Source organism: Paenarthrobacter nicotinovorans (assembly GCF_021919345.1).
GTDB classification, from domain to species: domain Bacteria; phylum Actinomycetota; class Actinomycetes; order Actinomycetales; family Micrococcaceae; genus Arthrobacter; species Arthrobacter nicotinovorans.
In genome coordinates this window covers 3,727,610-3,753,980 of the sequence record NZ_CP089293.1, presented here as the reverse complement: position 1 = coordinate 3,753,980, position 26,371 = coordinate 3,727,610, and the positions used below count along the sequence as shown (strand labels likewise).

The following is a 26,371-nucleotide window of genomic DNA, read 5'->3' as shown; positions in this document are numbered from 1 at the left end:
GGGTAACTCCCATCGATCGGGCGCCCGTCACACCGGGCGGTAGGAGTACCGGTACTCCGACGGCGAATAGCCGAAGGCACTCTTGAAGGCGCGGGAGAAGCTGGATGCGTCGGTGAAACCCCAATGCATTCCGACGGCGGACACCGGCCGCGTCTGCAGGCGCGGGTCCACCAGATCTGTCCGGCACTTCTCCAACCGTTGCCGGCGCAGCCAGGAGCTCACGGTGTCGTTGCGTTCTTCGAACAGCTTTTGGAGGTAACGGACGGAGACGTTGTGTGCGGCGGCGATGTGCCCGACGGTCAGTTCCGGGTCGCCCAGGCGCGCCGCCACGAACGCTTCGATCCGTTCCATGAGCGCGAGTCGCTCTTGGGATAACGGCGACGACGGCGGCACCCGCTCGGCAAAGACAGCGGAGACCAGGTTCATCAAGGCATCCGAAACGGTAGCGGCCTCGGCAACGGATCCTTCGTGCAGTTGCTTGGCCACGGCGCCGAGCAAGGCCGATGTCAGAGAGCCCAGCCCTTGGCGTCCGGACACCCTTGATGCCGTGAGCGTGGCGATGCTTTTGCGGTTCAGGTGGAGGGCTTCCGGCGGGAACATGACCACCATCATCCGGAAGGCGTCGTCGAAATAGAGATCGTAGGGGCGTGTGGTGTCGTAGATGGCGAAGTCCCCGGGTGTGAGCGCGGCTTCCCGTCCGTCCTGGGCCACCACCGAGTAGCCGCGCAGCTGCAGGCCAAGTTTGACCAGTCCGGGGTCGTTGGCCTGGATCTCCTTCCGGCCCCGGCTGACATGGCTCGCCGTACCCGAGACCGCGCAGAGGAACACCGGGCCGACTGTCTGGTTGATAAGTCCGCCGTCGAACTGTTCCGGCTCACGGGCCGCCACGGAGAGCGGCACGAACGCGCTGTTGACCGCTTGGTTCCAGGCATCAAAGCGATCGGTCCTGGCGAGGGCCGTGGTGCTGAATTCTTCTCGTGGTTGCTTGGCGATGGCACCGGTCACGTCGGCTCTCCTTTGAAATGACGCTGCGGGACTTGGTGGCGGCCTCTTTAGTGTCCCACGATTGCGGGTTAGGCCGTGATCCGGATCACAAGCGTGCGGATGGTGCGCAGTGCTGTGCGCGCCGGGTCAAGATTCCCGACGGCGGCCCGCGGCAGACTGCTGGAGAAGCTCACTTTCACGCCCGTTCAAGGAGGAACCCCATGGCTGGAAACCCAACCCACAGCGCTGACTACGTAGTAGTTGGCGCAGGCTCGGCAGGCAGCGTCGTTGCGCGGCGCTTGCTCGACGCCGGACACACGGTCCACGTTATCGAGGCCGGATCCGTGGACACCGACCCCAACATCCACAGCCCGCAAGGTTGGCCGCTGCTGCTGACCGGAGCCAACGACTGGGCAGTGATGACTACGCCGCAGAAACATGCCCATAACCGCAGCCTCTACTGGCCACGCGGCAGGGTCCTCGGCGGCAGCAGCTCCCTCAACGGCATGATCTACATCCGCGGCCACAAGAATGACTACGACTCCTGGGCTGCCAACGGAGCGGAGGGGTGGTCCTGGGACGAGGTCCTGCCGTTGTTCAAGAAGTCCGAAGACCACCAGGACGGCGCCAGTGAATTCCACGGCAAGGGCGGGCCGCTCCATGTTGAACGGACCGCTGAGCGGCACCCGGTTGCCCAAGCTTTCGTAGACGCTGCCAAGGCGCTGGGCCACACGGAAACGGAAGACTTCAACGGAATCCAGATGACCGGCGTCGGGTTCAATCACACCACCACCAAGGACGGCAAGCGCGCCAGCGCGTGGCAGAGCTTTGTGGCTCCGGTGCTGGAACACCCCGGCCTTAAGGTCACCACGGACGCGTTGGTGACGCGGATAGTCGTCGACGGCGGCCGTGCCACCGGCGTCGAATATCGACTCGACGGTGAGGTGCTTCGTGCGGAAGCGGGTGCCGAAGTCATCATCAGCGCAGGCGCCATTGGCTCTCCGAAGATCCTGCTGCTTTCCGGCATCGGTCCGGCAGGGCAGCTGAAGGCGCTGGGGATTGAGTCCCGGGTGGATCTGCCCGGGGTGGGCGAGAATCTCCACGACCACCTGCTGGCGGGAAATATCTATGAGGCGAAGGAACCGTTGGTGGCCGGCCGGCACAACCTGTTGGAAAGCCAGCTCTACGCCCACAGCAACCAGACGGACGAAGAAGCGCCGGACCTGCAACCGCTGTTCCTGCACCTTCCATACCCCACGGACGGCGGCGCCGCGCCCGAACACGGCTACACCATCGCACCCGGGATTGTCCGGCCCCGCTCCCGCGGTACGCTGCGGCTGGCCTCAGCGGACCCGGCTGCGGCGCCTTTGGTGGATCCGAACATCCTGGCCGACGAGTACGACGTTGAGGCCTTGGTGGACGCGATCATTCTGTGCCGGGAAATCGGCCGGCAGGAGGCCTTTGCGCCTTTCCGAAAGGACGAGTTCACGCCTGGTCCAGGCGTTCAGACCCGCGACCAGGTGCGCGGGTTCGCCCGTCAAGTGGCCGGGACCTATCACCACCAGGTTGGCACCTGCAAGATGGGCGTGGACGACCTCTCCGTGGTGGATCCGCAGCTCCGCGTCCGGGGAATCGAGGGACTCCGTGTGGCAGATGCGTCCATTATTCCGTTCATGCCGAGCGGCAACACCAATGCCCCGTCCATCATGATCGGCGAAAAGGCCGCGGAGCTGATTCTCGGCGGTTAACCCAACTGCTTGGGTAACACAGGGATTCAGGCCAGGCCGGGCACGCCGTCGTTGATGGTGAAGGACTTCATGGTGCGGACCGGGGCGCCCGGCGTGGTCACGTAGTCGAGCACCCGGAAGTCGGCGGTCATCGAGTCCTTCGTGATCCGCGTGTTCACGTACCCGCGGTTGTCGTTGTAGAACTTCAGGTGCGGGTTCCAGGCCATGGTGGGGTCGGTGGTGGAGCCCGTGCCGTTGCCCGTGGACGTGATGGACGAGCACACCAGTTCGGAGCCCACCACCCGGGACTCCGGATCCTTGTAGTCCACCTTGAGGTCTGTCGCCCAGTGGCGGTGGACGTCGCCGGTCAGCACGACGGCGTTGCGCACCTTCGCGTCCACCCAGCCCTGGGTGATGCGGCGGCGGGAGGCGGCGTACCCGTCCCAGCCGTCCATGGAGACGTCGTCGATCGCGGGCGACTTATCGCGGTCCCGTTCGGCGAAGAACACCTGCTGGCCCAGGATGTCCCAGCGCTGAGTGGAGTTCCGGAAGCCATCCAGGAGCCACTTTTCCTGCTCCGCTCCGGTGATGGTGCGGTTCTCCGCCAGGCGTTCGGCTACGTTCTTCTGCCAACCGTCGCCTGCCAGCTGGTCATCACGGTATTGCCGGGTATCCATCATGTGGAAGTTGGCCAGCCGGCCCCACTGGATGGTGCGGTAGATCTTCATGTCGAAACCGGCCGGAACGGAGGATGCACGCAGCGGCATGTTCTCGTAGTAGGCCTGGAATGCTGCGGCGCGGCGCTGCCGGAAGTGCTCGGTGGTGTCGTTGAGCTGGCCCGCGTCCGTGTTCTCGGGAATGTCATCGGCCCAGTTGTTGTCTACCTCGTGGTCATCCCAAACCACCAGCCATGGCGCGATCGCGTGCGCGGCCTGCAGATCGGCGTCGGCCTTGTACTGGGCGTGGCGCTGGCGGTAGCCGGCGAGGCTGACCGTCTCCGGCCCCTCATGATCACGGGGATTGCCGCCACCGATCACGTAACTGTCCTTCTTGTATTCGTAGACGTAGTCGCCGAGGTGCAGCACCAGGTCCGGGTGGTCTTCAGCCAGCCGCTTGTAGGCGGTGAAGAACCCGTGTTCGTACTGGGCACAGCTGGCGAACGCCATGGCCAGTGCGGCGGGAGTCTCACCGGGGGCGGGACTGGTCAGGGTGCGGCCCACTTGGCTGAGGTGCCGGCCGGAGCGGAAGCGGTAGAAGTACTCACGGCCGGGCTTGAGGCCCTTCACCTCGACGTGCACCGAGTGCGCGGTTTCAATCCGAGCATGTTCGACGCCGCGGGCTACTGTCCGGCGCATGGCAGGATCTTCGGCAACCTCCCAGGCGACGGCGACGTTGCGGGAGGGCATGCCGCCCAGGCCGTCCTCTGCCACGGGGTTCACGGCCAGCCGCGTCCACAGGACGAAACCGTCCGGCCACGGCTCGCCGGAGGCGATACCCAGCGTGAACGGGTCGGTGCGGAGACCGGCGTCGTCCGCCGTCGAAACCGCGACGGCGGCCTGCGGCAACGCTGCCGACACACCGGCGACGAGCCCGGCTCCAAGGCCGGCTGAGATGAGGGACCTGCGAGAGATGCTTTCCATGCCACCGACCCTAGGAAGACCGGGTGGACTGGGTTCAAGGACAGCGTGAATGCGTGGTTAATTGTTGTTCCTGCCCCGGTGCTGGCTCGTCTATGCTCAGTTCATGATGACGGGGGAGCGCCCTAGACGGCCCGGTGTGGTGACTTTCTCTGTGGTGCTGATGTACATCGGCGGCATCGCGCAGATTGTCCTGGGAGTGCTGACGATCTTCCTGCGGTATATGCCGGAAGCCCAGTCCGGCGGTGTTGCCCTGCCTGTGACCTTGCTCGGGGCAGGAATGGTCCTGTTCGGTTTGCTGGTGATCGGGCTCGCCTCAGGCGTGGCCCGCGGAAGCTCGGCGGCCCGAAGCGGGGCAACGGCGGTGATGTTCCTTGGCTTGGCCTTCGCTGTGGTCGACCTGGTTGTGGCCGCTGACGGGGACTGGTCCGCCGTCATTTCGCAGTCCACCGCAACTGTGCTGGTGGTTGTGCCGCTGTGGGTAGGTCGGGGACGCCGTTACTTCGAGAGCCGCTGACGGGACTCTTCAGCGTCCCGGTAGGCAACGCGGCGGTGCACGAACCTCACGATTTCAATCAGCCCGATGCAGGCAACCGACGTTGCAAGAACCAGCAGTGCCGTGGGGAGCGTGGGGTCAGTGAACTGCAGGAAATCGCGGGCGAACCGGACGGAGTACACCAGGACGAGCCCGACCATCATGGCCCCGATGACAAGCCCTTTGAAACGGGTGACGGGCCTCGAAAGCACCACCAGGATCCAGATACCGATGATCGCCAGGATGAGGGTCGATCCCGTCCTGATTTCAGCTTCCGGTATGGACAGGTTGGCCGCGAGCTTGGCGTACGCTGCGAGCCCCAGTGTCACGGATACTCCCGCCGGTACGGCGAAAGTGAGCGATCGCCGCAGGAAACCCGGAATGTAGCGCTGGGCGTTGGGCAGCAATGCCAGGAAGAACGCAGGAATGCCGATGGTCAGCCCGTCAGTGACCGAGAGCTGGCGTGGCAGGAACGGGAACGGCAACAGGAGGATGCCGAACGCGATCGCCAGGAAGGTGGCATAAGCGGTCTTGGTGAGGAAGAGCATGGAAACCCGCTCGATGTTGGCAATCACCTGACGGCCTTCAGCCACCACGCTGGGCAGGTGCGAGAACTTACCGTCCAGCAGGACCAGCCGCGCCACTGCTTTGGTGGCGGCCGCACCGGAGTTCATGGCCACGCCGATGTCGGCTTCTTTGATGGCCAGGGCATCATTGACCCCGTCGCCGGTCATCGCCACTGTGCGTCCCGCGGCTTTCAACGCCAGGACGATCCGTTTCTTCTGGTCAGGGGAAACGCGCCCGAACACCACATTGTTGTTGATGACTTCCAGGAACTCCTGGTCATCGTCCGGCAGCTCACGGGCATCAAAACCGTGGGGCGCATCCAATCCGACTTCCCGTGCGATGGCCGCCACCGTCCTTGGGTTGTCACCGGAAATGATCCTCACGTCCACGTCCTGCGCCGCGAAGTAAGTGAGGGTCTCGGCAGCATCGGGTCGGATATTTTCCTTGAAAGTCAGCAGGGCCACGGGAACGGCATCGGCCGGCACGGTTTCATCATGCGTGGGCGTCCCGTGCGCCAGGACCAGTGTGCGGCGCCCCGTCGCGGCCAGCTCAGCAGCCTGGGAGGCCAGCTGCTGTTGCCCGGCGTCGTCGGAACCGCGCTCCGGGAAGACCATCTCGGGGCCGCCCAGGATCCACATGCCGTCGTCGAAAATAACCGCACTCCACTTCCGCGCAGAGGAGAACGGCACACGGTCGCTTGGCTGATCGGCGGGCAGTTCGGTGAAGTGGCCGGCGAGACTGCGGGCCGTGGCGTTGGCGTCTTTCTGGACGCCGTACCAGGCCAGGACGCTCTCCCAGCCGGGCACCGCGGCCAGCGGCCTGGCGGCATCGAAAACGATGTCGCCTTGCGTGAGCGTGCCGGTTTTGTCGAGGCAGATGATGTCGACGCGAGCCAGCCCCTCGACGGCGGGCAGCTCCTGCACCAGCACCTGCTGCCTTGCCAGCTTCACAGCCCCTACCGCGAAGGTGATGCTGGTCATCAGCACCAGACCCAGAGGGACCATGGCGACGACGGCGGCAATGGTCGCCGTCGCCGCGTCCCGCCACGCTCCACTCGCCGAGGCTGCGGCCCACCCGCCCTGGGCAAGCATTTGCGCGTTCAGAACCAACAACGCCACCGGCCCGACAAACCAGGTGACCCATTTGAGGACCCGGTCAATGGAGGACCGCAGCTCCGAAGCCACCAGGGAGAACCTCTTGGCCTCGGCAGCGAGAGAGTTGGCGAAGGAATCGGCGCCCACCCGGTCCACGACGGCGGTCCCTTCTCCGGCAACGACGACGGATCCGGACAACACGCGGTCATCCTCCGTCTTTTCCACGGCATCGGATTCGCCGGTCAGCATGGATTCGTCCACCTGAAGCCCGCGGGAAGCTGCGACTACCCCGTCCGCGGGCACTTGGTCGCCGGCCCGGAGGACGAGGGTGTCGTCCAGGACCACGTCGTCCAAGGCTATTTCTGCTTCAGATCCGTCCCGCATCACCCGGGCGTGCGGGGCGTTCAACAGGGCCAGCCGGTCCAAAGCGCGTTTTGCCCGGTACTCCTGGACGCTTCCGATCACCGCGTTGGCGATGGCACTGAAACCGAACAGGGCATCCTGCCAGCGGCCGATCGCGAAAAGGACAATGAAACAGGCCAGGATAATGCCGTTGAACAAGGTGAGCACGTTGGCGCGGACGATACTCCACACGCTGCGGCTGGTGTCCTGAACGAAGGCGTTGGTTTGCCCGGCGGCGACCCTCTCGGCAACCTCCGCAGTGCTTAGTCCCTGAACGGCAGATCCGACGAGCCGGACGGCCGCCCCTGGTTCAGCCTTCTCGTTTTCCGGCACTCATGCCCCCGTTGTTGAGTCGGTCCAAGGATTTGAGACAGTCCGTGGATGGGATTGAGTATGCCAGTCGTCAGGCGGTGAAGGCGAGGTCCCGCGCGTGCAGCCTGTGGAGGAGCGGTTCGCCGCGGGCCACCCGGCGGGCCTCTTCGATGGTGCTCACCGCCATCCGCTCCAACTCCGTCCCCAGTGAACCCGCCAGATGCGGTGTCAGCAGCACGTTGGGATGCGTGTAGAACCCGGAGTCAGCCGGGAGCAACCAAGGTGTGGTGACGTCCAGAATGGCGTACAGGTCTCCCTGCTCAACGCGCCGAAGCAGCGCGTCCTGGTCCACCAGCTCCCCGCGGGCCGTGTTGATGAACGTGGCCCCGGGCTTGAGGCCGGCGACCAGCCCTTCGTGAACCAGGTTGCGGGTGGACGGGAGCGACGGCGCGTGGAGGCTGACGACATCGCAACCGGCCACCAGCTCTTCCAGGCTGAGGCGTTCGACGCCGAGAGCGGCCGCCTCGGCGTCGTTGAGGAAAGGGTCGGCCACCGCGACCTGAAGGTCGTAGGCCTTCAGGAGGCGGATCACGTGCCTGCCGATCCTCGAGGCCCCGATGATGCCCACGCGCTTGCCGAAGTTGCCCATGTCCGGAAACACATGGTCGGGCTCGATCTCTGCTCTCTCCGAGTGCAGTTTCCTGGCAATCTGCAGGACGCGCTTGTTGGCCAGCAGGATCATGGCCACCGTGTATTCGGCCACGGGGATGGAGTTGGCATCGGCAGCCGTGCTGACGTGGATACCCCGCTCCCAGCACTCATCACCCACATGGTGTTTGACTGTGCCTCCGGCGTGGAGAATGTGGCTCAGGCGCGGGGCAGCGCCCAAGGCCGCGGCATCAAGTTTCGGGCAGCCCCACCCCGTGATGAGTATGTCCGTGGCGCCTAGAATTTCAAGGGAACGCTGCGAGGTGAAATCACCCATGGGCGCCGGGCTGAGGAGCTTCAGCCCGGGCCCCAGGGAGTCCAGCCGCCGGGCCGGGAACACCCGGTTCACGACGCCGGGACCCATGGCGAGCGCGACGTTCAGTTCGGTGCTGGTCACTTGACGCTCCCTGCAGTGAGTCCGGACTTCCAGAAGCGTTGCAGCAAGATGAAGGCAACGAGCAGCGGAATGATCGAAAGAAGCGAGCCCGTAATGACCATGGGCGTGAACTCGGGCTGCGGCACCGAATAGCCCTGCCAGATCGAGATACCGACGCTGACGGGGAGGAGTTGCTGGTCCTGGAGCATCACCAGGGGGAGCATGAAGTTGTTCCATACGCCCACGAACTGGAACAGGGCGATGGTGATGTAGCCGGGCATCATCATGGGCAGTCCCAGGGAGAAGAAGGACCGGATGGGACCGGCACCGTCCATACGCGCCGCCTCCAGTGTTTCGGCGGGGACGTAGCTGGCGGAGTAAACCCGCGCCAGGTACACACCGAACGGGTTGCACAGGACCGGAATGAGGACGGCCCAGACGGTATTTGTCATGCCCACCAGGGAGGCCAACAGATACATGGGCAGCACAGTGGCGGTGTTGGGGATCAGGACACCCACCAGGACGAAACCGAACAGCGAGTCCTTCCAGCGGAATTGGAACTTGTCGAACGCATAACCGGCCATGACCGAAATCAGGCTGCCGAGGACCGCTCCAACGCCGGCATATATCACAGAGTTTCCCAGCCACCGGAAGAACAGGCCGCCGTCCTGCTGGGCTACGTTGGCGATGTTCTCGAACAAGGAGAAGTTCCCCAGGGCGTAGGCGCTCGTGCCGTAGAGGTCTGCAGCGTTCTTGGTGGAGGCGAAAACCAGCCACAGCACAGGGACCACCATGTAGGCGGAGCCAATGATCAAGAGTCCGTTGACCGTGAGCTTGCTGGCGAATCCTCCGCCACGGTTGGACATACCCCTGGTGAATGCGGGGCCTCCACGGCGGTGGCCCTGCTGTGAAGGAGAGGTGCTGCGGGGGCGGGAGAGTGTTGGGGTGCTCATGATTTGTTCATCCTGGAGCTGAGGCGGGTGACGGCCAGGGACAGGATTGCGGCCAACCCGGCAATGATGATGGAGGCAGCTGCCGCCTGGTTGAGGTTGTGGCGGATGAAGGCTGCGTCATAGGCCCACAGGTTGGGGACCCACGTGCTTGTCACAGACGCTGTCGCCTTGGAGATGATGTTCGGCTCCGTGAACAGCTGCAAGGTGCCGATGATGGTGAACAGCATGATGACGCTCAAGGCCGGAAGAATCAGTGGGAACTTGATGCTTACCGCGGCTCGGATTTCGCCGGCACCGTCCACCCTGGCGGCTTCCAGGATCTCCCGGGGAACGGCCTGCAAAGCGGTGAACAGGATGATCACGTTGTAGCCGGTCCACTCCCAGACGCCGATGTTCACAATGGACGGAAGCACCATGTGGGAGTCCAGGAAGTTGATCTGGATCCCGCCGCCCTGGAGTGCCTGGACCAGCGGGCTGATGCCCGGGGTGTAAAGGTAAGCCCAGATCAGGGCAGCGATGACGCCGGGAACCGCGTGCGGCAGGAATACCAGGAGTTGGAAAAGCTTCCGCGCCTTGGCCACCGTTGCATCGAGAAGGAGGGCAAAAACAACGGCTCCGCCTACCATGCAGGGAATGTAGATCAGGCAGTACAAGCCCAGCCTGGCGATGCCCTCCATGAAAGTCTCGGACTGGAAGACCTGCACATAGTTCTCGAGTCCTACAAAGACGGTCTTGGCTTCCCCGAACCCCAGCCCGGACTTCTGCTGCGAGTGGAAACTCAGCACGAGGGAATAGATCACCGGTGCGATCATGGCGATCACAAAGACCGCAAAGAAGGGGACCAGGAACAGTGCGGCAGTCCGCCCGCCGGTTCCTGCCAGTGCGCGGCCTTGGCGGCGCACTGTGGTGGTAAGGGCCTGGGTGGCCATGGGATTCTCCTAGCTTGGAGGGGGCCTCCGCGGAGGCCCCCTGCCGGTGTGGCTTCTTTGTAGAGAGCTGCCGAACGCCGCCGGACTACTCTTTGACGGACAGGCCGGCTTGTTTCAGGCTCGCCACGGTGGCGTCCTGGGCGGTGTCGATGGCGTCGTCGATGGTGCCGCCGGTGGTGAGTTTTCCGTAGGCGTCTTTAAGCGCGGTGTTGGTGATGTCCCAGTTGGGACCCCACTGCCAGCCCGGGGTGATGTTTCCGTACGCCTTGTTGAAGACCTCGTAGATGTCGTTGCCGAAGTAGCTGGAGTCGTAGGCCTTCTGCGCAACCGGCGTCAGGCCCGGGAAGGCGAGGAACGCTGAACCTGTGTTGCCGCGCGCCTTGATGGCGTCCTGGTTGGTGGTGAGGAACTCCACGAATTTTGCGGCGGCTGCCGGATTTTTGCTGCTCTTTGTGACGTTGAAGCTGGATCCGCCATAGAAGGCTCCGGATTCATTGCCCCAGGTGGGGAGTTCGGCTGCGATCCACTGGCCTTTCTGGCCGCTGGCTTCGGTGCGCTTCTGAATGCCTGTGGCGCTCCAGTTGCCGCCCAGCACACCAACCACCGTGCTGTTGGCCAGGTCCAAGCTCCACTCGTCGCTGTAGGCCTGGCTGACCTTCACGATCTTCTCGTCAATCAGCTTCTGCCAGTAGCCCGCCACCTTCTGCGTGGCCTCGTCGTTGACGCCCACCTTCCAGCTGTCGCCTTCGGTGCCGAACCACTTGGCGCCGGCCTGCCAGGCCAGCCCCGCGCTCGCCGCTACCTCGTTGGGGTTGAAAGTGGCCAGATAGGAGTCGGGCGCAACGGCCTTGAGCTTTTTGCCGGCCTGTTCGAAGTCATCCCAGGTCTTGGGGACCTCGACGCCGGCCTTGTCCAGCATGTCTTTGCGGTACCACATGAGCATGGGGGCTGCGTCGTACGGAAGTGCGTAGGTCTTCTCACCGAACTGGACCAGGGCCTTGGTTTCGTCCGTGAGCTTGTCCACGGTTTCGGCCTTGTTGATCAGGCCGTCGAGGGCAATGACCTGGCTGTTGCTGACGAACTGGGGCAATTGCGGATATTCGATGGTGGCCACGTCCGGGCCGTTGCCCGCTGTGATGGCGGTGGAGAGCTTGGCGTACCCGCCGTTGGCGCCGTTGGGTATCGTTTCGAAACTGACTTTGATCTTGTCCTGGCTGGCGTTGAACGCTTCAGCCACCTTGTCCATACCGGCCAGGGACGACCAGAAAGTGATGGACCCGGAGGGATCGTCTGCAGGTGTGGGAGCGGCTGATGTGCTGGGGCCGGTGCCGCAGGCCGTGAGCAGCAGGGTACTGGCGGCCAGGCCGGCCATCCCTGCGAACAGGTGACGACGCTTCATGGTGTTCTCCTTTGAAGACTTGCGATGCGAAGGGGGCATGTGGTGGAGGCCACATGGCGATAGATCCATGTAATCCGCAAGTTCGAACATCTTCAACGTTTCAAACAAATTCAAACATTTGATGCCCGCAGTCTTGCCGAAAGGCAGAGGAATTGCCAGCAAACGCCAATGGCATTCTTGTTTGAACGAACAGAAATGCTGGACTGTGCTGACTCCTCGCTGCTATGAATTCTGGACACCCGAACGGCGGCTACTCAAAAGCCACTACCCAAGAACAGGGATTCCCATGGAGAAATCGAACATCAGCAGACGGTCAGTCCTTCAAGTTGGGGGAGCAGCGTCGCTCGCCGCGGCCATCGGGCTGGCAGCCGGCCAGCCGGCGTCGGCGTCCGCCCTCCTGGGATCCAAGCCAAAGGCGACCGAAGTCCTGGACCTGGGTCCCGGCGTCGTACAGTTCTCCCTCATGAGCGGGCTGCTGGTGGGCGAGACACTGTACATAGGTTCTCGAAACCTCGATCCGGTGCGGATCGTGGCCTTCCATGTACCCAGCGGCAAAGTCTCCGGCGTGACCGAACTGGAAAACGGCTATGCCATCCAAACTCTCGCTGCCGACGCCTCCGGACGGTACCTGTATGCGGGCGTGTTGCAGAACGCTGCAGGTCCCAAGCCGAACCTGTTCCGCTGGGACCTTTCCACCCCGGGCGTGAAAGCCACCCCGATCGGACGCATCGGTGACCGCGACGTTCGCGACCTGAGTGTGGCCCCCAACGGACGTCTCTACGCGGTGGGAGGTGGAAGCGGCACGGCCCCGGCCCTGTGGGAATACGATCCCGCCACAGGAGCAGTCACCAACCTGGGCGTTCCGGATGCGGGCGCCACCTTGGCCCGCGCTGTCGCGGCCACCGATTCCACTATCTTCTTCGGCGCCGGCAGCACCTTGAACGGAGGAGGCAGCGCCAGCCGCGCTTGCCTCTACGCGTACAACCATGCCGCCAAAACGTTCGCCAACGTCACCCCGGCGGAGATGGTCGCAGACCCCAGCATCCGCGACCTCGCGATCGTCGGAGACAAGGTCATGGTCAGCTCGGCGGCCTCGACGTCCACGTCCAAGATCGCGGCCGTGAGCGTCACCGATCCGTCCTCCTATGCCTTGGCTCCATCCGAGGGAAAGACCGCCAAGAACTTCGCAGCAATCGGTGACAAGGTCTATTTCGCCAACGAAGCCGGCCTCCTGGTCTATTCACTGTCCGCCAATTCGGTATCGGCCGTCTCCTACCAGGGGCCGTTCCTGGGCGAGATCTGGGGCGTTGACGCCCTGAACAGCAAGGTTTTGGTGACCTCCGCGTTCGGATTCGTAGCCGAGATCGATCCCGCTAGCGGGTCGTACAAGACCACCGACCTTGGCGAGGCCGGGGCGCCGTCGGATGCGCAGGAAGCCATGGGACTGGCAGCCGGGGGCGGCCTGGTTTACGTGGGCGGCAACGGGGTCATCTCACGCCGATCGTTGAAGACCGGACAGGTCACCAACATGACGGTCCCGGGTGAAGCCAAGGACGCCGTGGTGGTGGACCGGGTGCTTTACACCGGCCAGTACAGCTCCCAGGGCATCTGGAGCTATGACCCTCGCAGCGGTCAACCGATCAGCCAGGTGGCAAAGTTCTCCGCCGAACAGAACCGGCCCCTGGATGTCCATTGGGACGAGGTCAACAAGCTGGTCCTGGTGTGCGCCCAGGCTGACACCGAGGGCGGTGGCTCGTTGTGGACCTACAATCCCGCCACGGGGAAGTCGGGATTCTTCCTCAACCCCGTGGACAAAGTGCAGCTGGTGCGCGCAGTAACAGCGCGCGACGGCGTCGCCTACCTTGGCGGGGGACGGCCCGGTACTGAAGGTCCAGGTACCGTCGTGGCGTTGAACCCCGTAACGGGCAAGGAACTATGGCGGCTCGATCCCGGATTGGGTGCCGGCGTGTCTGCACTGGCGGTGCAAGGCAGATACCTTTACGGGATCGTTCGCACGGGACGTGTTTTCGTCATTGACCTGCCAAAGCGCAAGCTGATCCACCAAGCGGACATCAGTCCGGTCTGCACCGGGTTCGCCGCGCTGGTAACCAACCGAGGCGCTGTTTACGGTGTCTCGGACACGGACGTGTTCCGCTTTGATCCCAAGACCTTCGAGGTGGCCACAGTGGTGGCAGGCATCGACGGCGGCTGGTACAGCGGCTCCCACATCACCAACGACGAAGACGGGTACCTCTACACGATGCGTGGCCGGAACGTCGTACGGATCGACGACCACCCGCGGCGGTAGTGGATGGCGTTGTGGGGCCCGCTCTGCGCGCTCTGGCGAGTGTTTTACGCGCAGAGCGGGCCCCACAACGTTCGTTTATGCTTGTTTGAACATTTGGATTCCGGAAGAGGACTGGCATGCTCAGCGGGGAACGCCACGAGAAGATACTCCGTGAACTGGAGCTTCGCGGGACCCTGACCGTGAACGACTTCGCCGAAAAAAGCGGCCAGTCCACCATGACCATCCGCCGGGACCTTACCCAGCTCGCGGCTCAGGGCCTCCTGCGCCGGGTCCACGGTGGTGCGGTCCGCATGGTGGTGGAGCGGCCGGGGGACACAGTCCACAGGCGCGCACGCCAGCCGCTGGCTACCCTCGGCCTCATAGTCCCAACCACCGGCTACTACTTCCCTGAGGTCATCCGTGGCGCAGAAGCTGCGGCCAGGGCCCTGAACGCACGCCTCATCCCAGGCGTCAGCAACTACTCCGCGGAGGACGAGCTTCGACAGCTCCAGCGCATGGTGGCCAACTCCGTGGACGGGATCCTCCTGGCGACTGCGGGCCCCCTCGAGCCTGGTTCGCCGACGTTTGACCTGCTGTCCGGCGTGCGGATCCCCGTGGTGCTGGTGGAGCGCTCAAGCCGGGTGTTCGAGTCAGTGATGTCGGATCACGGCTATGGCGCTGAACTGGCCATGGAGCACCTCGCGTCCCTGGGACACCGCAGGATCGGGCTGGCTGTTGCCACCAGCGCTACGGCCCCCTGGCTCCGTGAAAGCCATGAGCGGATGGTGGCCAAGCTGGGTCTGGAAACGGATGCACCCGTCATGGAGTATGACCGTTCAGTGGTGGGCGCGGGCAACAACCAAAAAGAGTTCAAGAAGTTCCTGAAAGATTGCCGCCGCACCGGAACCCACGCTGCGCTGGTCCTTCCCGACGAGGAAGCCATCACGCTGATCAACCTTGCTGAGGAATCCGGAGTCAGTGTGCCCGAAGACCTCGCCATCGTGGCGTATGACGACGAGGTGGCCGACCTCGCTCCGGTGCCGCTGACGTCCATTGCACCTCCCAAACGGGACGTCGGCTACGCCGCGGTGACCATGTGTATGGAACGCTTGGCAGGAAAGCCCGGGGCTGCAGTTTCGCCTGCCCTCCGCCGCGTAAGCCTCGCCCCCAAGCTGATCATCCGGGAGTCCACGGCGTTCGGGGAGGATGCGGAGTAGGGGGTGAGGAGGCCACTGATACGGCAGAACGCAAGATAGGGCCGAGAAGTCGCTCCGGCTGGCAGGACCAGAAGAGAACAGAAGCGTTCGACGGCGGGTACGCACCCGCCGTCGAACGCTTCCGTTTTTGGACTAGTTCCGGATCATGTCCAGAACGGCATCCCGCATGCGTTCCATGAGTTGCGCATTCCTGGCTTCGACATTGAGCCGGAGTAGTTCCTCCGTGTTTGAGGCCCTGAGGTTGAACCACCATTCGCCTGACTCGTCGATCACGCTCAGCCCGTCCAGGTCATCAATGCGGATGCCCTGCGATTGATCATAGGTTTGGCACACGTCCGCAATGGCTTGGGATACATCCGGAACGGTTGAGTTGATCTCGCCGCTGGCCGAGTACGGCTCGTACTGCCGTGCCAGCGTGGAGAGGGGCGCTGATTGCCCGCCCAGGGCAGCAAGTACGTGCATGGCTGCCAGCATGCCGGTGTCTGCGTTGTAGAAGTCGCGGAAGTAGTAGTGGGCCGAATGTTCTCCACCGAAAACAGCGTCCTCTTCAGCCATTCGGGCCTTGATGAACGAGTGGCCTACCCGGGTTCGGACTGGCCGGCCACCGGCAGCCTGAACGAACTCGGGCACCGACCGGGACGTTATCAGATTGTGGATTACTACCGGGTTGCTTTGGCCCGTTGCTTGAACCCTTGCAATCTCCCGCACAGCGATCATGGAGGTTATGGCCGACGGTGTTACTGGTTGCCCGGTCTCGTCCACAACAAAGCAGCGGTCTGCGTCGCCGTCGAATGCCAACCCCAGGTCAGCGCCGTGGGCAAGCACGGCTGCTTGCAGGTCCCGAAGGTTCTCCGGTTCCAAGGGGTTGGCAGGGTGGTTTGGAAAAGTACCGTCCAGCTCGAAATACAACGGGACGATGGTCAGGGGCAAGGCCTCCAGAATTTCGCTGCCCAACACCGCGGGAACTGTCAGGCCGGCCATGCCGTTCCCGGCATCAACTACAACCTTTAGCGGCCGAACGTCCGTCAAGTCCACGAGCGAACGCAGCTTGAGCGCGTAGTCACCAAGGACATCGAGCGGTGCAACGGTCCCCGCTGATTCAGCCTTGGGAAACCCGTGGTCCAGATATCGCTGGGCAAGGTCCCTGATATCGAAAAGTCCCGAGTCGGAAGAGATGGGAACGGCTCCGGCCTTGGCCATCTTGATTCCGTTGTACTGGGCAGGGTTATGGCTTGCTGTGAAGATGGCACCAGCCGCGTTCATGGCGCCGCACGCAAAATAGAGCTCGTCGGTGGCAATGAGTCCGAGATCGTACACATCGGCGCCCCGGGTTGCGGCGCCCTGTGAGAACGCAGAGACGAACCCCTTGGAGGACGGTCGCATATCTCCGCCGCAGAACACGGTCTTGCCCGCAAGGCCCAGAACATCCACGAATGCGGCCCCAATGGCTTCTGAGACTTCATCGGTGAGGGAAACCCCCACCAAGCCACGGACGTCGTAGGCCTTGAAAGATGAGGAAAGATCCATTGTTCTCCTTGCGGGCGCGCCTCAGTGATAGGAAGCAAACGGCTTGTGTTGGAAAAACAACACTATCAGGTAGGTTGGCGGGCCATCCTTACAGGACCTCAGCGTCGGCCGAAGTCAGTATCTGTGTACGAGCCGACGCCTCGGGCATGGCCGTCGGCACAGCCGCAGTTGTTGTCAATTTCAAGACGAACGGCCACTGGATCGGAGGCACCAATCGTGAGATCAACATGGTCACCCTTGGTTGCAGAAACCCGCAGGGTACGTTCTTTTGCTGAATTGATCTTTGCTGAAACGGGGGACATGGCAGTCCTTTCGATGGTGGTGGGTTCTCTAGGTTGGAGGGAGGGCGGGTCAGCCAATGGCATCCAGCACACCGCGAACGATGGTTGCTGCTGCTCCCAGGTAGGCCAGGATAATCAGGAGAATCTGGGCGGCCCTGGTGGATACCCGCTTGGAAGCGAGGTCACCCAGGACGAGCCCGATCAAACAGGCAGCGGCGACGGCCAGCCACATTGTCATCGGCAGGACCGGCAACGAAGCTGGTGCGGTCACCGCTTTGGAAACAAGGGACAGCGCCCCGATGGTAAAGAAATAGGGCTGCATCGTGGCGGCGAACGACTTGTGCTGCCACCGGGTAGCCATGGAGTAAATGCTCACGGCTGGTCCTCCTACTCCCGCGGCAGTATTCATGAAGCCGCTGAGGCCGCCGGCGGCGAAGAGATAACGACGACGCTGGGGTAGGACGGCTGACTTCATGACCAGCAGGACTGTCAGGCCTGCGGCAAGGGTCACGCCGATTGAAATCTCCAGGACCGACGGCGGAAGGTACCGGATGAGGAATGCCGCGGGGACAATCCCTAATAGCGCCGAGGCAGCCAGCGCCATGTACCTCTTCCAGTCGATGTCCCGCATGACGCGGAAAATGATGGCGCCGGCCGTCACGGCTCCGCAGACGTTGACCAGCACCACCCCTTCGACGGGGCCGAGGAGAAGTACCAGGAACGGGGCTGCCACCAGCGCGAATCCCATGCCGGTAATGCGTTGCATCCCGGCACCCACGACCACTGCGCCCAGAACAAGTCCCGTAGTCAGCATTTAGGGCTTCCAGGCCACGTACTGGACCTCCTCGAACTCTTCGAGGCCAAGGCTTGATCCTTCCCGGCCCAGTCCCGACTGCTTGGCGCCGCCCATGGGGGCGAAGGCCACGGATGGGAGGGGGTCGTTGACTCCCACAATGCCTGCTTCCAACTGCTCCGGGATGTCCCAGCCACGCTTGGGGCTGCTGCTCCAGATGTAGGCGGCAAGTCCCATTTCGGTGGCATTCGCCTTCCTGATTGCTTCCTCTTCCGAGGAGAAAGTGAGTACCCCTGCCGCGGGGCCGAAGACTTCCTCGCTCACCAAGGGTGCGTCATCGGGAACATCGGTCAGGAGCGTGGGCGCCATGAAGGAACCCTCTCCCGGAACGTGGGTACGTTCGGTCAGGCGGCGGGCTCCGCGGCCCAGGGCATCGTCCACCAGGGCCTGCACAGCGGCGACGCGCTCGGCGTCAATGACGGGACCAAGGTCCGGGACAGGTGTGTCACCGTCGGGAACTCCATGTCCTATGGTCATGGCATCAAATTTCGCGGCAAGCTTCCGGCCGAATTCGTCCGCGATGCTGTCTTGGACCAGGAACCGGTTAGCGGCGACGCAGGACTGTCCTGTGTTGCGGAGCCTTCCGAGCACTGCCCCCTCAACGGCGGCGTCCAGGTCTGCGTCCTCGAAGACGATGAACGGTGCATTGCCGCCAAGTTCCAGCAACGGCCTCACCACACGTTCTGACGCAGAAGCCATGATCTGACGGCCCACACCGGTGGAACCAGTAAAACTGACGGCGCGGACTGCGGGGTGCTTGAGCAGGGCGCCGGTGATTTCGCGGGAAGGACCGTGCACCAGATTGATCACTCCGGCGGGGAACCCGGCATCGTGCAGTATCTCGAAAAGGCCGGTCGCGGCAAGCGGTGCCTTCTCGGAAACACGGCCAACCACGGTGCAGCCGGCGGCGAGCATGGCAGCGAGTTTGCGGGCCTGGATTGAAACCGGAAAATTCCATGGGGTAAGGCTAAGCGCGACTCCAATGGGCTTGCTGGTGCTGAGGTGTCGACGGCCCCGCAGCTCGGGTGGGCTGACAGTGCTTGTTGCGCGGCGTACTTCCTCGGCGAACCAGCGGAAGTATTCCACTGAGAAGTCCACTTCGCCTTGCGCCTCGGGGAGTCGCTTGCCGGCTTCCAACGCCAAGGTATGCGCCAGTTCGTCGCGGCGTTCGGATAAGAGCGCAGCAGCGTTGCGGAGAAGGTCGGCGCGGGTGCGGGCCGTTGTGCGGGACCAGTCGCCGAAAGCCTCGGCAGCGGCGTCACCGGCTTTGCCCGCGTCCTCAGTGTTTCCCCAGGCCACCTCGCCCACTGTGCCCCCGTTTCCGGGGTCCGTCACGTTCTTGAATGTTCCGGCAGAGTGCCAGGTTCCGTTAATCAGGTGTTGCGCTGATTTCAGGTTCACTTTGTGTTGCCTTTCGTTGGCTGATTGAGGTGCGCTGTCCCGCGACCGGAGTGGAGCCTTATCCCTTGCTGGCACCGGCGGTAATGCCCGCAACGAAGTAGCGCTGCAGGAAGACATAGGCCACCACGACGGGAAGCGATGCCAGGATGACGCCGGCGAACAAGAGCGGGTAGTTGGTTTGGAACTCGCCCTGGAAGCTCAGCAATGCCAATGGAAGGGTTCGGTTTCCGGGGGACTGGATGAACAGGAGGGGGTACAGCAGCTCATTCCAGTGGATGACGAACAGGAAGATGGCAGCAGCAGCTATCGAGGGTGCCGAGAGCGGGAGTGCAATGGACACGTAGGTCCGCCACGGTCCGGTGCCGTCAATGGAGCAAGCCTCATAGAGCTCTTTGGGCAGCGTACGCATGAACCCACCCAGGATGAATACGGCAATGGGCAAGGTGGACACGATGTTGGCCACAATGAGTCCGGTGAGGTTGTCCAACAGGCCGATGCGGCCGAACAGCACGTACAGCGGCACCATGTTGGCCTGGGCCGGGATGGCCATTCCCAGGACAAGGAATCCGAAGATGGCCCACGAGGCGAAGCCCCTCAGCCGGGCCACAGCATAACCAGCCAGGCTGGCAATGAAGAGCGTTATGGGAACGGAGATCCCGGTGACAATGACGCTGTTCAGGAAGGACGAGCCGAGGTCCTGGCCGCCGATGACTTCCGCGAAGTTGTCGGGCGCGAGGGATTGGGGAAGGCTGAAAGGACCCTCGAAGAGTTCCTGCGTTGACTTGAAGCTGCCGAACAGGACAACGGTGATGGGGACGATGATGATGACCGCGTAGATGGCAAGGATTACGCGGCGGCTAATGGATGCAAGCATGCTGTCATTCCCCCTTCGGGGTCAGACGGAGCAACCGGCGTTGCAGCCAGGTGACCAAGGCGATCATCCCCATGAAGATGATTGACTGAGCGGCGGCATATCCGAACTCCGAGTTGGCAAAAGTGCTGTAGATGCGGGTGGACAGGATGTCCAGGGAACCTTTGGGCGGGTTGCCCGCGATCCCCAGGATCAAGTCAAAGGCCTTGAACGACTGGACCGTGGTGTAGGCGACCACGATGGACGTGGCCGGGGCAACGAACGGCCAGGTGATGGACTTGAACTGCTGCCATTTGTTGGCGCCGTCCATCTCGGCCGCTTCATACAGTTCACGGGGAATGGATTGGAGGCCGGCGATGTAGACCACCATCATCTGGCCTGCGTGGAACCACACTTGCGTTACTGCAACCCAGTACAGCGCTTGGGAATTGTTACCGAGGTATGAGCCTTGAAGGCCCTCCAGACCGATCGCGCCCAGAGCGGAGTTGGCGAGACCGAAATTGGGGTCGTAGATGAACTTCCAGATGAAGGCCACGGACACGGAGGACAGGATGGTGGGGAAGAAGAACAGGGCGCGAAGCACTACGTTTCCCCGTGAGTTCTTTGTCAGCAGCAGCGCAAGCAGCAACGAGAACACCGTTTGTGCGATGACCACCAGCAAAACAAACTTCAGGTTGTTGGTCAGCGCATTGGTGAACAGCGAATCCTTGGTAAATGCCCGGACGAAGTTGTCCACACCCACGTAGTTGAAGGCTGCCGAGAATCCATTCCAGTCCGTGATGGCGTACTCGAATGCCTGCAGCGTGGGCATCACCAGGAAAAAGGCGATGATTGCTACCGCTGGCAGCGGGAACAGGTACAGCGCAGGGTGCACCCGGGTAGGGGACCGGCGCTTCTTCGACGCAGCGTCGGTGGTGCTGTCCGGCGCCTTTCGCTTGGCAGCCGTTCCGGTATGGGTGCTCATAGCCGTTCGTCAACAATCTTCTGGGCTGCTTCAGCTGCTTGCTCGGGACTGGTGCCGGAGATGACCGCCGTAGCGCTGGCTTCGACGGCGTTGCGGACGTCCAGGTTCTGGAACTGGAACCGGGCGGCCAGGGCCGTTTTCTTGTCCAGCCATGGACTCAAACGCTTGAGGTCGGCGTTGGTGTACTCAACGTCTTTGACGGACACATGCTGCGCGGTCTGATTGGCGTAGTAGCCGGCGTTCTCGGGTTCGGAAAGGAAATCAATCCACGCTGCCGATGCCGCCTGGTTCTTGCTCGCGGAATTCACGCCCAAGATGAACGTGGCGTTGTAGACGCCCTCAAACTTGGCGTTGCCATCCGTGGACGTGTTGGGGAAGACCAGTTCGATGGGGAACTTTGCACCCAGATTGCGAACGGCCGCAATGTGGTAGGAACCAGTGGCCAACATGGCAGCTTTGCCCTGGGAAAACAGGTTCTGCGCAGGCTCCACCGCGGTGCCGGTGGCGTTGGGTTGAAGGTAGGGGGCCAGGTCCTTGTACTGGTTCAACATCTTGATGAACCAGTCGTCCGTGCATTTGAGCTTGCCCTGCTCTATCTGCGAACACATGTCATCTACGGGTGCATTGTTGGCGATCATGCAGTTGAACAGCTGACCGCCGTTTCCCACATCACCACCGGGCCATGAGAGAGCAACGACGCCGGACGCGGCAAGTTTTTCGCACATGCCCAGGAAAGCGTCCCAGTCCTTGGGTGCCAGTTCCGCGCCGGCCTTGTCAAAGAGGTCCGTGTTGGCCATGGGCATGGGGAAGACCACCTGATAGGGCAGACCCAATTGGCTGTCCCCCGATTGTCCGGCTGTCAGCAGACCCTTCTGGTAGTTGCCCACAGCTTTGCTGTTTTTCAGTTCCGTGTAGATCCCTGCTTCACTGAAATTGTTGAACTGCGCGCCGCGGAAGGTGGCAAATGCGTCACCGATGGCAGCCCCCCGGACCTTTTGCAAGCCCTGGGCGTTGTAGTCGTTGGACGTGGAGATATCTTGGATCACCTCTACGCCGGAGTTCTTTGCAACGAATCGCTTGATGAGTTCGTCGAAGACAGCTTTGTCCTCGCCGCGCCAGTGGGCAAAGGACACTTTGCCGGTGATGTCACCTGTTGCAGGAGCGGCCGGGCCCGTGGCGCCACCCGGGGCGGTGGAACCGCCCGGACCTGCGCATGCTGCGGCGGTTGCGCCAAAACCCAGGGCTCCGAGAACAGCCATGGCCTGCCTGCGTGAAATCTGACTCACAATATTCTCCTCATTGAGTGTTGCTGTGCCTAGTTATGGGGGACCGCGACGGGGCACCCGTGATGCCCCGAAGGATCAGGCGGTGGTTCGCTGTGCAGAGACCACTTCGTCCACCACAGCGCAGAGCCGCTGCAGACGACTGACTGCGTCAGTTGACAAAGATTCGACGACGTCGGGTGAACCGATGCAGGACGCCCAGACTGCGCGTCCGGACAGGAACCCGCTGGCACCTTCCAAGCAAGCCCACCGGACGGCGTCAGGGAAGATTTCTTCCGGTACGCCCGAAGAAAGTACTACCCATGGACCGTTGATGGCCTTGGTAAGTTCGGCGCAAGCAGACCGCACCTCTGATTCGGAGGCCTGGCCCTTGAAGGGGACCTCGGCTTTATAGAGATCGGCGCCGAGATCGCCCAGTTCCTTGGCGGCGGCCAGAATACCGGCATTCCAGTCGAAGTCGCCTCCTGCCAGCGGTTTGCGGGAAACGGGTTCGATGATGCTGATGAGTCCGGCGGATTTGCAGCTTTCCACGAATTCGCGGACCATGGCCACCCGTTCTTCGGCGCCTTCGTCCGGGCGGTAGAGAACCAGCAGCTTGAGGGCTGTGACGCCCAAGGCGGCGTACTTCTTGGGATCGACCAATTTGTCTATTGTCACTTCGCCCACAAGCTCTCCGTGGGCAGACTCAAAGTGGTCGGCCGAAGCGATGAGCCCGCAGCCGGGGGCAACCACCTTGGCTTCGATGGCCGCGTCAAGAGCGAACTGGCGATCAATGAGGACGCCGGAAGCGTAAGGAGTGAGGATTCGGGCAGCTGCGAGCTTGAAGTCGCGGAGGTCCTCGTCAGTTACCGCTTGGTCTGTGTGCTCAGCGAACATATTTCTCATGGCTTCGCGCTGGTCAACGGCGAGCATGGCGAAGGCACCGGACGGGCGCTGGAGGGTGGAAAGGTCTGTGTTGCTCATGGGCTGCTTCTTTCAGCTAGGGGGTGGGATTAGCGGTGAGGACAGAGGTGATGGTCTCGCGGGGGATCATGGAACGCCCATCCAGGCCTGCACAGGAAGCCGAAGCAATGCGGCCAGCGAACGACGCGGCCTCTGCAATCGGTAGTCCTGCTGCCACAGCCGCGAGGATGGCGCCGTGGTAGACGTCGCCAGCGCCGAGCGTAGAGACGATGTCAGCAGGGGTTGCGGGGACGTGGAAGGGAATACCGCCCCGTTCAAGGCCCCATGCTCCCTCCGACCCTGCGGTGGCCACCACGGTAGTAGCACCGTCATCGATGGCTTTTTGGACGAGGGCTTCAGGTTTGAGGTTGGCTCCATATATTGCCTGCAGGCGTTCGATGGTGGGCACGTACAGCTCAACGCCCTTGGGGCTGAAGCTTGGAATCGGGTTTCCGGCGTCCACGCTGATCCGTAAGCCAGGCAGACCAGCTACGGCATTCCAGCCCAAGTGATCCACGTGGACCCACTCCGCAACATGCAGGAGTTCATGAAAGCGGCTGCCGGCAGGAAAGCGGATCGGCGGTACAGGGCGGGTGACGATCGCCCGGCTTTCGGTAGCCTTGCTGACAACAATCACGCTCGCGCCTGTGTAGACATGAGGGTCACGGATGACAGCTGAAGTGTCCACGCCTTCAGTTTGGAGTCCTACGATGATCCGGTCGCCCGCTTCGTCCGCGCCGAGAACGCCGGCAAACGCAACCTTGGCACCTGCGCGGGCTGCGGCTACAGCGGCTGTGGCTGCGGGTCCGCCACCTGCTGTAGCGAAGTCGTCGGCTATGGTCCGGCTGTCGGCGGCAGGGTATTCCTGCACGAGGGCGATGGAGTCCAAAGTGGCACACCCGACGAAGAGCAGTGTTCCGGATGACGGTTGGGGCACGTTCCACCTCGTTGTAGTTGGGTTGGTAGTGAAAAAATATACACACGCTATGTGTGAAAAACAACACATTCGGTATAGTGATGTTCGGGATGCAACGTCATTCCCCTTCACTCAACGCTGAGAAACGGAGCAGTTCATGTCATTGCCTTCTGGAGAAACGGTCCCAACCATTCGCTATGGCCTCATCGGCGCCGGTCATATGGCCCGCGAACACGTCCGGAACCTCGCACTGATTCCGGGAAGCCGAATCACCGCGGTCTCCGACCCCACTCTTTCCTCCCTTGAAGAGACCTCGCGTGAAATCGGCTACGAAGTACAGACGTACTCCTCACATCAGGACCTGCTGGCATCAGGGCTCGTGGACGCACTGGTGATCGCCAGCCCCAACGACACGCACTTGGGAATCCTGAAGGACATCTTTGCCAGCGGCACCAACCTGCCCGTTCTGGTGGAAAAGCCGGTATGTACCAGCGCTGAGCAGGCTGATGAGCTTGAGACTCTGGCGGCTGGTTACACGGCACCCGTCTGGGTGGCAATGGAGTATCGCTACATGCCTCCGGTGCAGGAAGTCATCCGGGCCGCACATACCGGCAAGCTGGGTAATATCCGCATGCTATCGATCGTGGAGCACCGTTTCCCGTTCCTGCATAAAGTGGATGCTTGGAACAGGTTTGCCGAGCGCACCGGCGGGACCTTGGTGGAAAAGTGCTGCCACTTCTTTGATTTGATGCGCCTCATCCTGCAGGACGAACCCACACGCGTCTTCGCCAGTGGTGGACACGATGTCAATCACTTGGATGAGGTGTACGACGGACGGGTATCGGACATGGTGGACAACGCATACGTGATCGTTGACTTTGCGGGCGGGCGACGCGCAATGCTGGAGCTGTCCATGTTCGCCGAAGGATCCAAATTCCAGGAACGAATTTCCATTGTGGGCGACTCGGCAAAAATTGAAACGCTGATCCCCGTGGCAGCCAACCACTGGATTGAGGGAGACGAAAGCGAAGCGACCGTCGAGTTCAGCCCACGTTCGCCGCTGGGTCCGGAGAAGCATGAAGTTCCCGTGGACGAAGCGGTCTTGGCTGCTGGGGCGCACCACGGTTCGACTTACTACGAGCACCTCGGCTACCGGAAGGCCATTCTGGGCGAGGGGCCTGTGGAGGTATCCGTCGCCGATGGCCTCCAATCAGTGCGAATGGGCCTCGCTGCGGAGCGCTCCATTGTTGAAGGCCGACCCATTGAGCTGGTCGCTGCGCAAGTCCTTGCGCAGAAGTAAGTAAGATTGTGTTGGAATTACAACACTTTCCCACGCCGATGAAGGGGCTGGGGGTGTCAGGAGAGGGGAAGCCATGAGCATCGCACGAGAAGAGGCAACGCTGACACCGCGGCAGCAGACCATTCTGGACGAGCTTGGCAGGCGGGGGTTTCTTTCCACAGCGGACCTCGCCGGCACATTTGACGTGTCGGACATGACCGTCCGCCGCGATACGCGTGCATTGTCCAAACTCGGACTGGTCAAGGTGGTTCATGGCGGCGTCAGTGCCATCGAAGGCCACGGCCAGAACGCCGATTTCGCGGCCCGCGTCCGGGAAGACGCTGATGCGAAACAGAGGGTCGCGAAAGCCTGTGTGGACCTGGTCTCCGAGCGCGATGCGATCATCCTGGACGCCGGAACCACTACCTACCAGATTGCCCAGGAGCTCCCAGCCGCTTTCATGGGGACGATCATCACCCATTCCGCTCCCGCCATACAACGATGCCTGCAGCTGACGTCGGCCCGGACCATATGTCTCGGTGGCGAACTGTTGTTGGACAGCCAGGCTTTCAACGGACCCATGACTGTCAACGCCGTTCAGGGGCTTCGTGCGAAGACGGCTTTCATCGGGGTAAGCGGGATCCATGATGAGGGTTTCTACATTGAACGGGATGTGGAACGTGCAACGAAGCTGGCCCTGATGGCCTCCGCTGAGCAGGTTGTGGTGGTTGCGACCCACCAGAAAATGCTTCGGTATGCGCTCGCTCGACTGGCTGCATTTGAGGCCGTAGATATTCTCGTCACCGATGCGCCCCCACCCCGTGAGGTTGCTGCCGCCTTGTCGGCTGCAAATGTCCGTCTGATCGTCGCTGACTGACACCCGCTTACCAGGTACGGATTTTCCCGGGGCGTCCTAGTCCTCTAGCC

22 protein-coding genes are annotated in these 26,371 nt (G+C 62.4%); 6 read left to right on the top strand and 16 right to left on the bottom strand.

What is annotated here, in order from left to right:
- Positions 1-27 precede the first annotated feature (27 nt).
- Complete coding sequence (locus tag JMY29_RS17410; RefSeq protein WP_200888284.1) at positions 28-1,005, bottom strand: AraC-like ligand-binding domain-containing protein; 978 nt, start codon at positions 1,003-1,005, stop codon at positions 28-30.
- 200 nt (positions 1,006-1,205) lie between these two features.
- Here JMY29_RS17410 and JMY29_RS17405 point away from each other — a divergent pair, with 200 nt between their 5' ends.
- On the top strand, positions 1,206-2,732 hold the full coding sequence (locus JMY29_RS17405) for a GMC family oxidoreductase (protein ID WP_237567097.1): 1,527 nt from the start codon (positions 1,206-1,208) through the stop codon (positions 2,730-2,732).
- Between the two features lie 26 nt (positions 2,733-2,758).
- On the opposite strand, the gene JMY29_RS17400 is transcribed toward JMY29_RS17405, so the two are convergent.
- Complete coding sequence (locus JMY29_RS17400) at positions 2,759-4,351, bottom strand: alkaline phosphatase D family protein (protein WP_189076270.1); 1,593 nt, start codon at positions 4,349-4,351, stop codon at positions 2,759-2,761.
- A gap of 136 nt (positions 4,352-4,487) precedes the next feature.
- Between JMY29_RS17400 and JMY29_RS17395 the strand changes: the two genes are divergently transcribed.
- Positions 4,488-4,865 (top strand): hypothetical protein, encoded by a 378-nt coding sequence (locus tag JMY29_RS17395; RefSeq protein WP_229778637.1) that lies wholly within the window; start codon positions 4,488-4,490, stop codon positions 4,863-4,865.
- Here the strand turns inward: JMY29_RS17395 and JMY29_RS17390 are convergent.
- The 5 genes from JMY29_RS17390 to JMY29_RS17370 form a co-directional block, all read right to left on the bottom strand.
- Entirely contained in the window at positions 4,847-7,279 is a 2,433-nt protein-coding gene (locus tag JMY29_RS17390) for an HAD-IC family P-type ATPase (RefSeq protein WP_039243048.1), read from the bottom strand. The genes JMY29_RS17395 and JMY29_RS17390 overlap by 19 nt on opposite strands.
- 70 nt (positions 7,280-7,349) lie before the next feature.
- Complete coding sequence (locus tag JMY29_RS17385) at positions 7,350-8,363, bottom strand: hydroxyacid dehydrogenase (RefSeq protein ID WP_055972748.1); 1,014 nt, start codon at positions 8,361-8,363, stop codon at positions 7,350-7,352.
- Positions 8,360-9,295: a carbohydrate ABC transporter permease gene (locus JMY29_RS17380; protein ID WP_189076269.1), complete on the bottom strand. Its 936-nt coding sequence runs from the start codon at positions 9,293-9,295 to the stop codon at positions 8,360-8,362. Before JMY29_RS17380 ends, JMY29_RS17385 begins: the two co-directional genes overlap by 4 nt.
- Positions 9,292-10,224: a carbohydrate ABC transporter permease gene (locus tag JMY29_RS17375; protein ID WP_079581920.1), complete on the bottom strand. Its 933-nt coding sequence runs from the start codon at positions 10,222-10,224 to the stop codon at positions 9,292-9,294. Before JMY29_RS17375 ends, JMY29_RS17380 begins: the two co-directional genes overlap by 4 nt.
- A gap of 85 nt (positions 10,225-10,309) precedes the next feature.
- Positions 10,310-11,623 carry an ABC transporter substrate-binding protein gene (locus JMY29_RS17370; RefSeq protein ID WP_055972739.1) on the bottom strand — a complete coding sequence of 438 codons (1,314 nt, stop codon included), beginning with the start codon at positions 11,621-11,623 and terminating at the stop codon, positions 10,310-10,312.
- 286 nt (positions 11,624-11,909) lie between these two features.
- Here JMY29_RS17370 and JMY29_RS17365 point away from each other — a divergent pair, with 286 nt between their 5' ends.
- Positions 11,910-13,931 (top strand): NHL repeat-containing protein, encoded by a 2,022-nt coding sequence (locus JMY29_RS17365; protein WP_189076268.1) that lies wholly within the window; start codon positions 11,910-11,912, stop codon positions 13,929-13,931.
- 116 nt (positions 13,932-14,047) lie between these two features.
- Positions 14,048-15,127 carry a LacI family DNA-binding transcriptional regulator gene (locus JMY29_RS17360; protein WP_189076267.1) on the top strand — a complete coding sequence of 360 codons (1,080 nt, stop codon included), beginning with the start codon at positions 14,048-14,050 and terminating at the stop codon, positions 15,125-15,127.
- Between the two features lie 132 nt (positions 15,128-15,259).
- Here the strand turns inward: JMY29_RS17360 and JMY29_RS17355 are convergent, their stop codons facing one another.
- The 9 genes from JMY29_RS17355 to JMY29_RS17315 form a co-directional block, all read right to left on the bottom strand.
- Positions 15,260-16,654: a phosphomannomutase/phosphoglucomutase gene (locus tag JMY29_RS17355; protein WP_189076266.1), complete on the bottom strand. Its 1,395-nt coding sequence runs from the start codon at positions 16,652-16,654 to the stop codon at positions 15,260-15,262.
- A 98-nt stretch (positions 16,655-16,752) separates the two neighbouring features.
- The gene (locus JMY29_RS17350; protein WP_189076265.1) at positions 16,753-16,956 is read right to left on the bottom strand and encodes a hypothetical protein; all 204 of its coding nucleotides are present in this window, start codon (positions 16,954-16,956) and stop codon (positions 16,753-16,755) included.
- A gap of 49 nt (positions 16,957-17,005) precedes the next feature.
- A complete protein-coding gene (locus JMY29_RS17345) occupies positions 17,006-17,749 on the bottom strand; it encodes a sulfite exporter TauE/SafE family protein (protein WP_189076264.1) in 744 nt (247 codons plus the stop codon).
- Positions 17,750-19,189 (bottom strand): NAD-dependent succinate-semialdehyde dehydrogenase, encoded by a 1,440-nt coding sequence (locus tag JMY29_RS17340; RefSeq protein ID WP_189076263.1) that lies wholly within the window; start codon positions 19,187-19,189, stop codon positions 17,750-17,752.
- A gap of 58 nt (positions 19,190-19,247) precedes the next feature.
- Positions 19,248-20,063: a carbohydrate ABC transporter permease gene (locus JMY29_RS17335; RefSeq protein WP_189076262.1), complete on the bottom strand. Its 816-nt coding sequence runs from the start codon at positions 20,061-20,063 to the stop codon at positions 19,248-19,250.
- Between the two features lie 4 nt (positions 20,064-20,067).
- Positions 20,068-21,024: a carbohydrate ABC transporter permease gene (locus JMY29_RS17330; protein ID WP_189076261.1), complete on the bottom strand. Its 957-nt coding sequence runs from the start codon at positions 21,022-21,024 to the stop codon at positions 20,068-20,070.
- Positions 21,021-22,310: an ABC transporter substrate-binding protein gene (locus JMY29_RS17325; RefSeq protein ID WP_189076260.1), complete on the bottom strand. Its 1,290-nt coding sequence runs from the start codon at positions 22,308-22,310 to the stop codon at positions 21,021-21,023. The genes JMY29_RS17330 and JMY29_RS17325 overlap by 4 nt, the downstream gene beginning before the upstream one ends.
- Before the next feature lie 75 nt (positions 22,311-22,385).
- Positions 22,386-23,270 carry an aldolase gene (locus tag JMY29_RS17320; protein WP_189076259.1) on the bottom strand — a complete coding sequence of 295 codons (885 nt, stop codon included), beginning with the start codon at positions 23,268-23,270 and terminating at the stop codon, positions 22,386-22,388.
- A 16-nt stretch (positions 23,271-23,286) separates the two neighbouring features.
- The gene (locus JMY29_RS17315; RefSeq protein WP_189076258.1) at positions 23,287-24,186 is read right to left on the bottom strand and encodes a carbohydrate kinase family protein; all 900 of its coding nucleotides are present in this window, start codon (positions 24,184-24,186) and stop codon (positions 23,287-23,289) included.
- 136 nt (positions 24,187-24,322) lie between these two features.
- Here JMY29_RS17315 and JMY29_RS17310 point away from each other — a divergent pair, with 136 nt between their 5' ends.
- The gene (locus tag JMY29_RS17310; protein WP_189076257.1) at positions 24,323-25,465 is read left to right on the top strand and encodes a Gfo/Idh/MocA family protein; all 1,143 of its coding nucleotides are present in this window, start codon (positions 24,323-24,325) and stop codon (positions 25,463-25,465) included.
- A 73-nt stretch (positions 25,466-25,538) separates the two neighbouring features.
- Entirely contained in the window at positions 25,539-26,321 is a 783-nt protein-coding gene (locus tag JMY29_RS17305) for a DeoR/GlpR family DNA-binding transcription regulator (protein ID WP_189076256.1), read from the top strand.
- Positions 26,322-26,371: the final 50 nt, after the last annotated feature.

Excerpts from the sequence above, each read along its gene's own strand:
- JMY29_RS17350 (WP_189076265.1), bottom strand. The coding sequence starts at position 16,956 with ATGTCCCCCGTTTCAGCAAAGATCAATTCAGCAAAAGAACGTACCCTG.
- JMY29_RS17345 (WP_189076264.1), bottom strand. The coding sequence starts at position 17,749 with ATGCTGACTACGGGACTTGTTCTGGGCGCAGTGGTCGTGGGTGCCGGG.
- JMY29_RS17380 (WP_189076269.1), bottom strand. The coding sequence starts at position 9,295 with ATGAGCACCCCAACACTCTCCCGCCCCCGCAGCACCTCTCCTTCACAG.
- JMY29_RS17305 (WP_189076256.1), top strand. The coding sequence starts at position 25,539 with ATGAGCATCGCACGAGAAGAGGCAACGCTGACACCGCGGCAGCAGACC.
- JMY29_RS17360 (WP_189076267.1), top strand. The coding sequence starts at position 14,048 with ATGCTCAGCGGGGAACGCCACGAGAAGATACTCCGTGAACTGGAGCTT.
- JMY29_RS17355 (WP_189076266.1), bottom strand. The coding sequence starts at position 16,654 with ATGGATCTTTCCTCATCTTTCAAGGCCTACGACGTCCGTGGCTTGGTG.
- JMY29_RS17375 (WP_079581920.1), bottom strand. The coding sequence starts at position 10,224 with ATGGCCACCCAGGCCCTTACCACCACAGTGCGCCGCCAAGGCCGCGCA.
- JMY29_RS17365 (WP_189076268.1), top strand. The coding sequence starts at position 11,910 with ATGGAGAAATCGAACATCAGCAGACGGTCAGTCCTTCAAGTTGGGGGA.
- JMY29_RS17335 (WP_189076262.1), bottom strand. The coding sequence starts at position 20,063 with ATGCTTGCATCCATTAGCCGCCGCGTAATCCTTGCCATCTACGCGGTC.
- JMY29_RS17405 (WP_237567097.1), top strand. The coding sequence starts at position 1,206 with ATGGCTGGAAACCCAACCCACAGCGCTGACTACGTAGTAGTTGGCGCA.
- JMY29_RS17320 (WP_189076259.1), bottom strand. The coding sequence starts at position 23,270 with ATGAGCAACACAGACCTTTCCACCCTCCAGCGCCCGTCCGGTGCCTTC.
- JMY29_RS17370 (WP_055972739.1), bottom strand. The coding sequence starts at position 11,623 with ATGAAGCGTCGTCACCTGTTCGCAGGGATGGCCGGCCTGGCCGCCAGT.
- JMY29_RS17330 (WP_189076261.1), bottom strand. The coding sequence starts at position 21,024 with ATGAGCACCCATACCGGAACGGCTGCCAAGCGAAAGGCGCCGGACAGC.
- JMY29_RS17400 (WP_189076270.1), bottom strand. The coding sequence starts at position 4,351 with ATGGAAAGCATCTCTCGCAGGTCCCTCATCTCAGCCGGCCTTGGAGCC.
- JMY29_RS17310 (WP_189076257.1), top strand. The coding sequence starts at position 24,323 with ATGTCATTGCCTTCTGGAGAAACGGTCCCAACCATTCGCTATGGCCTC.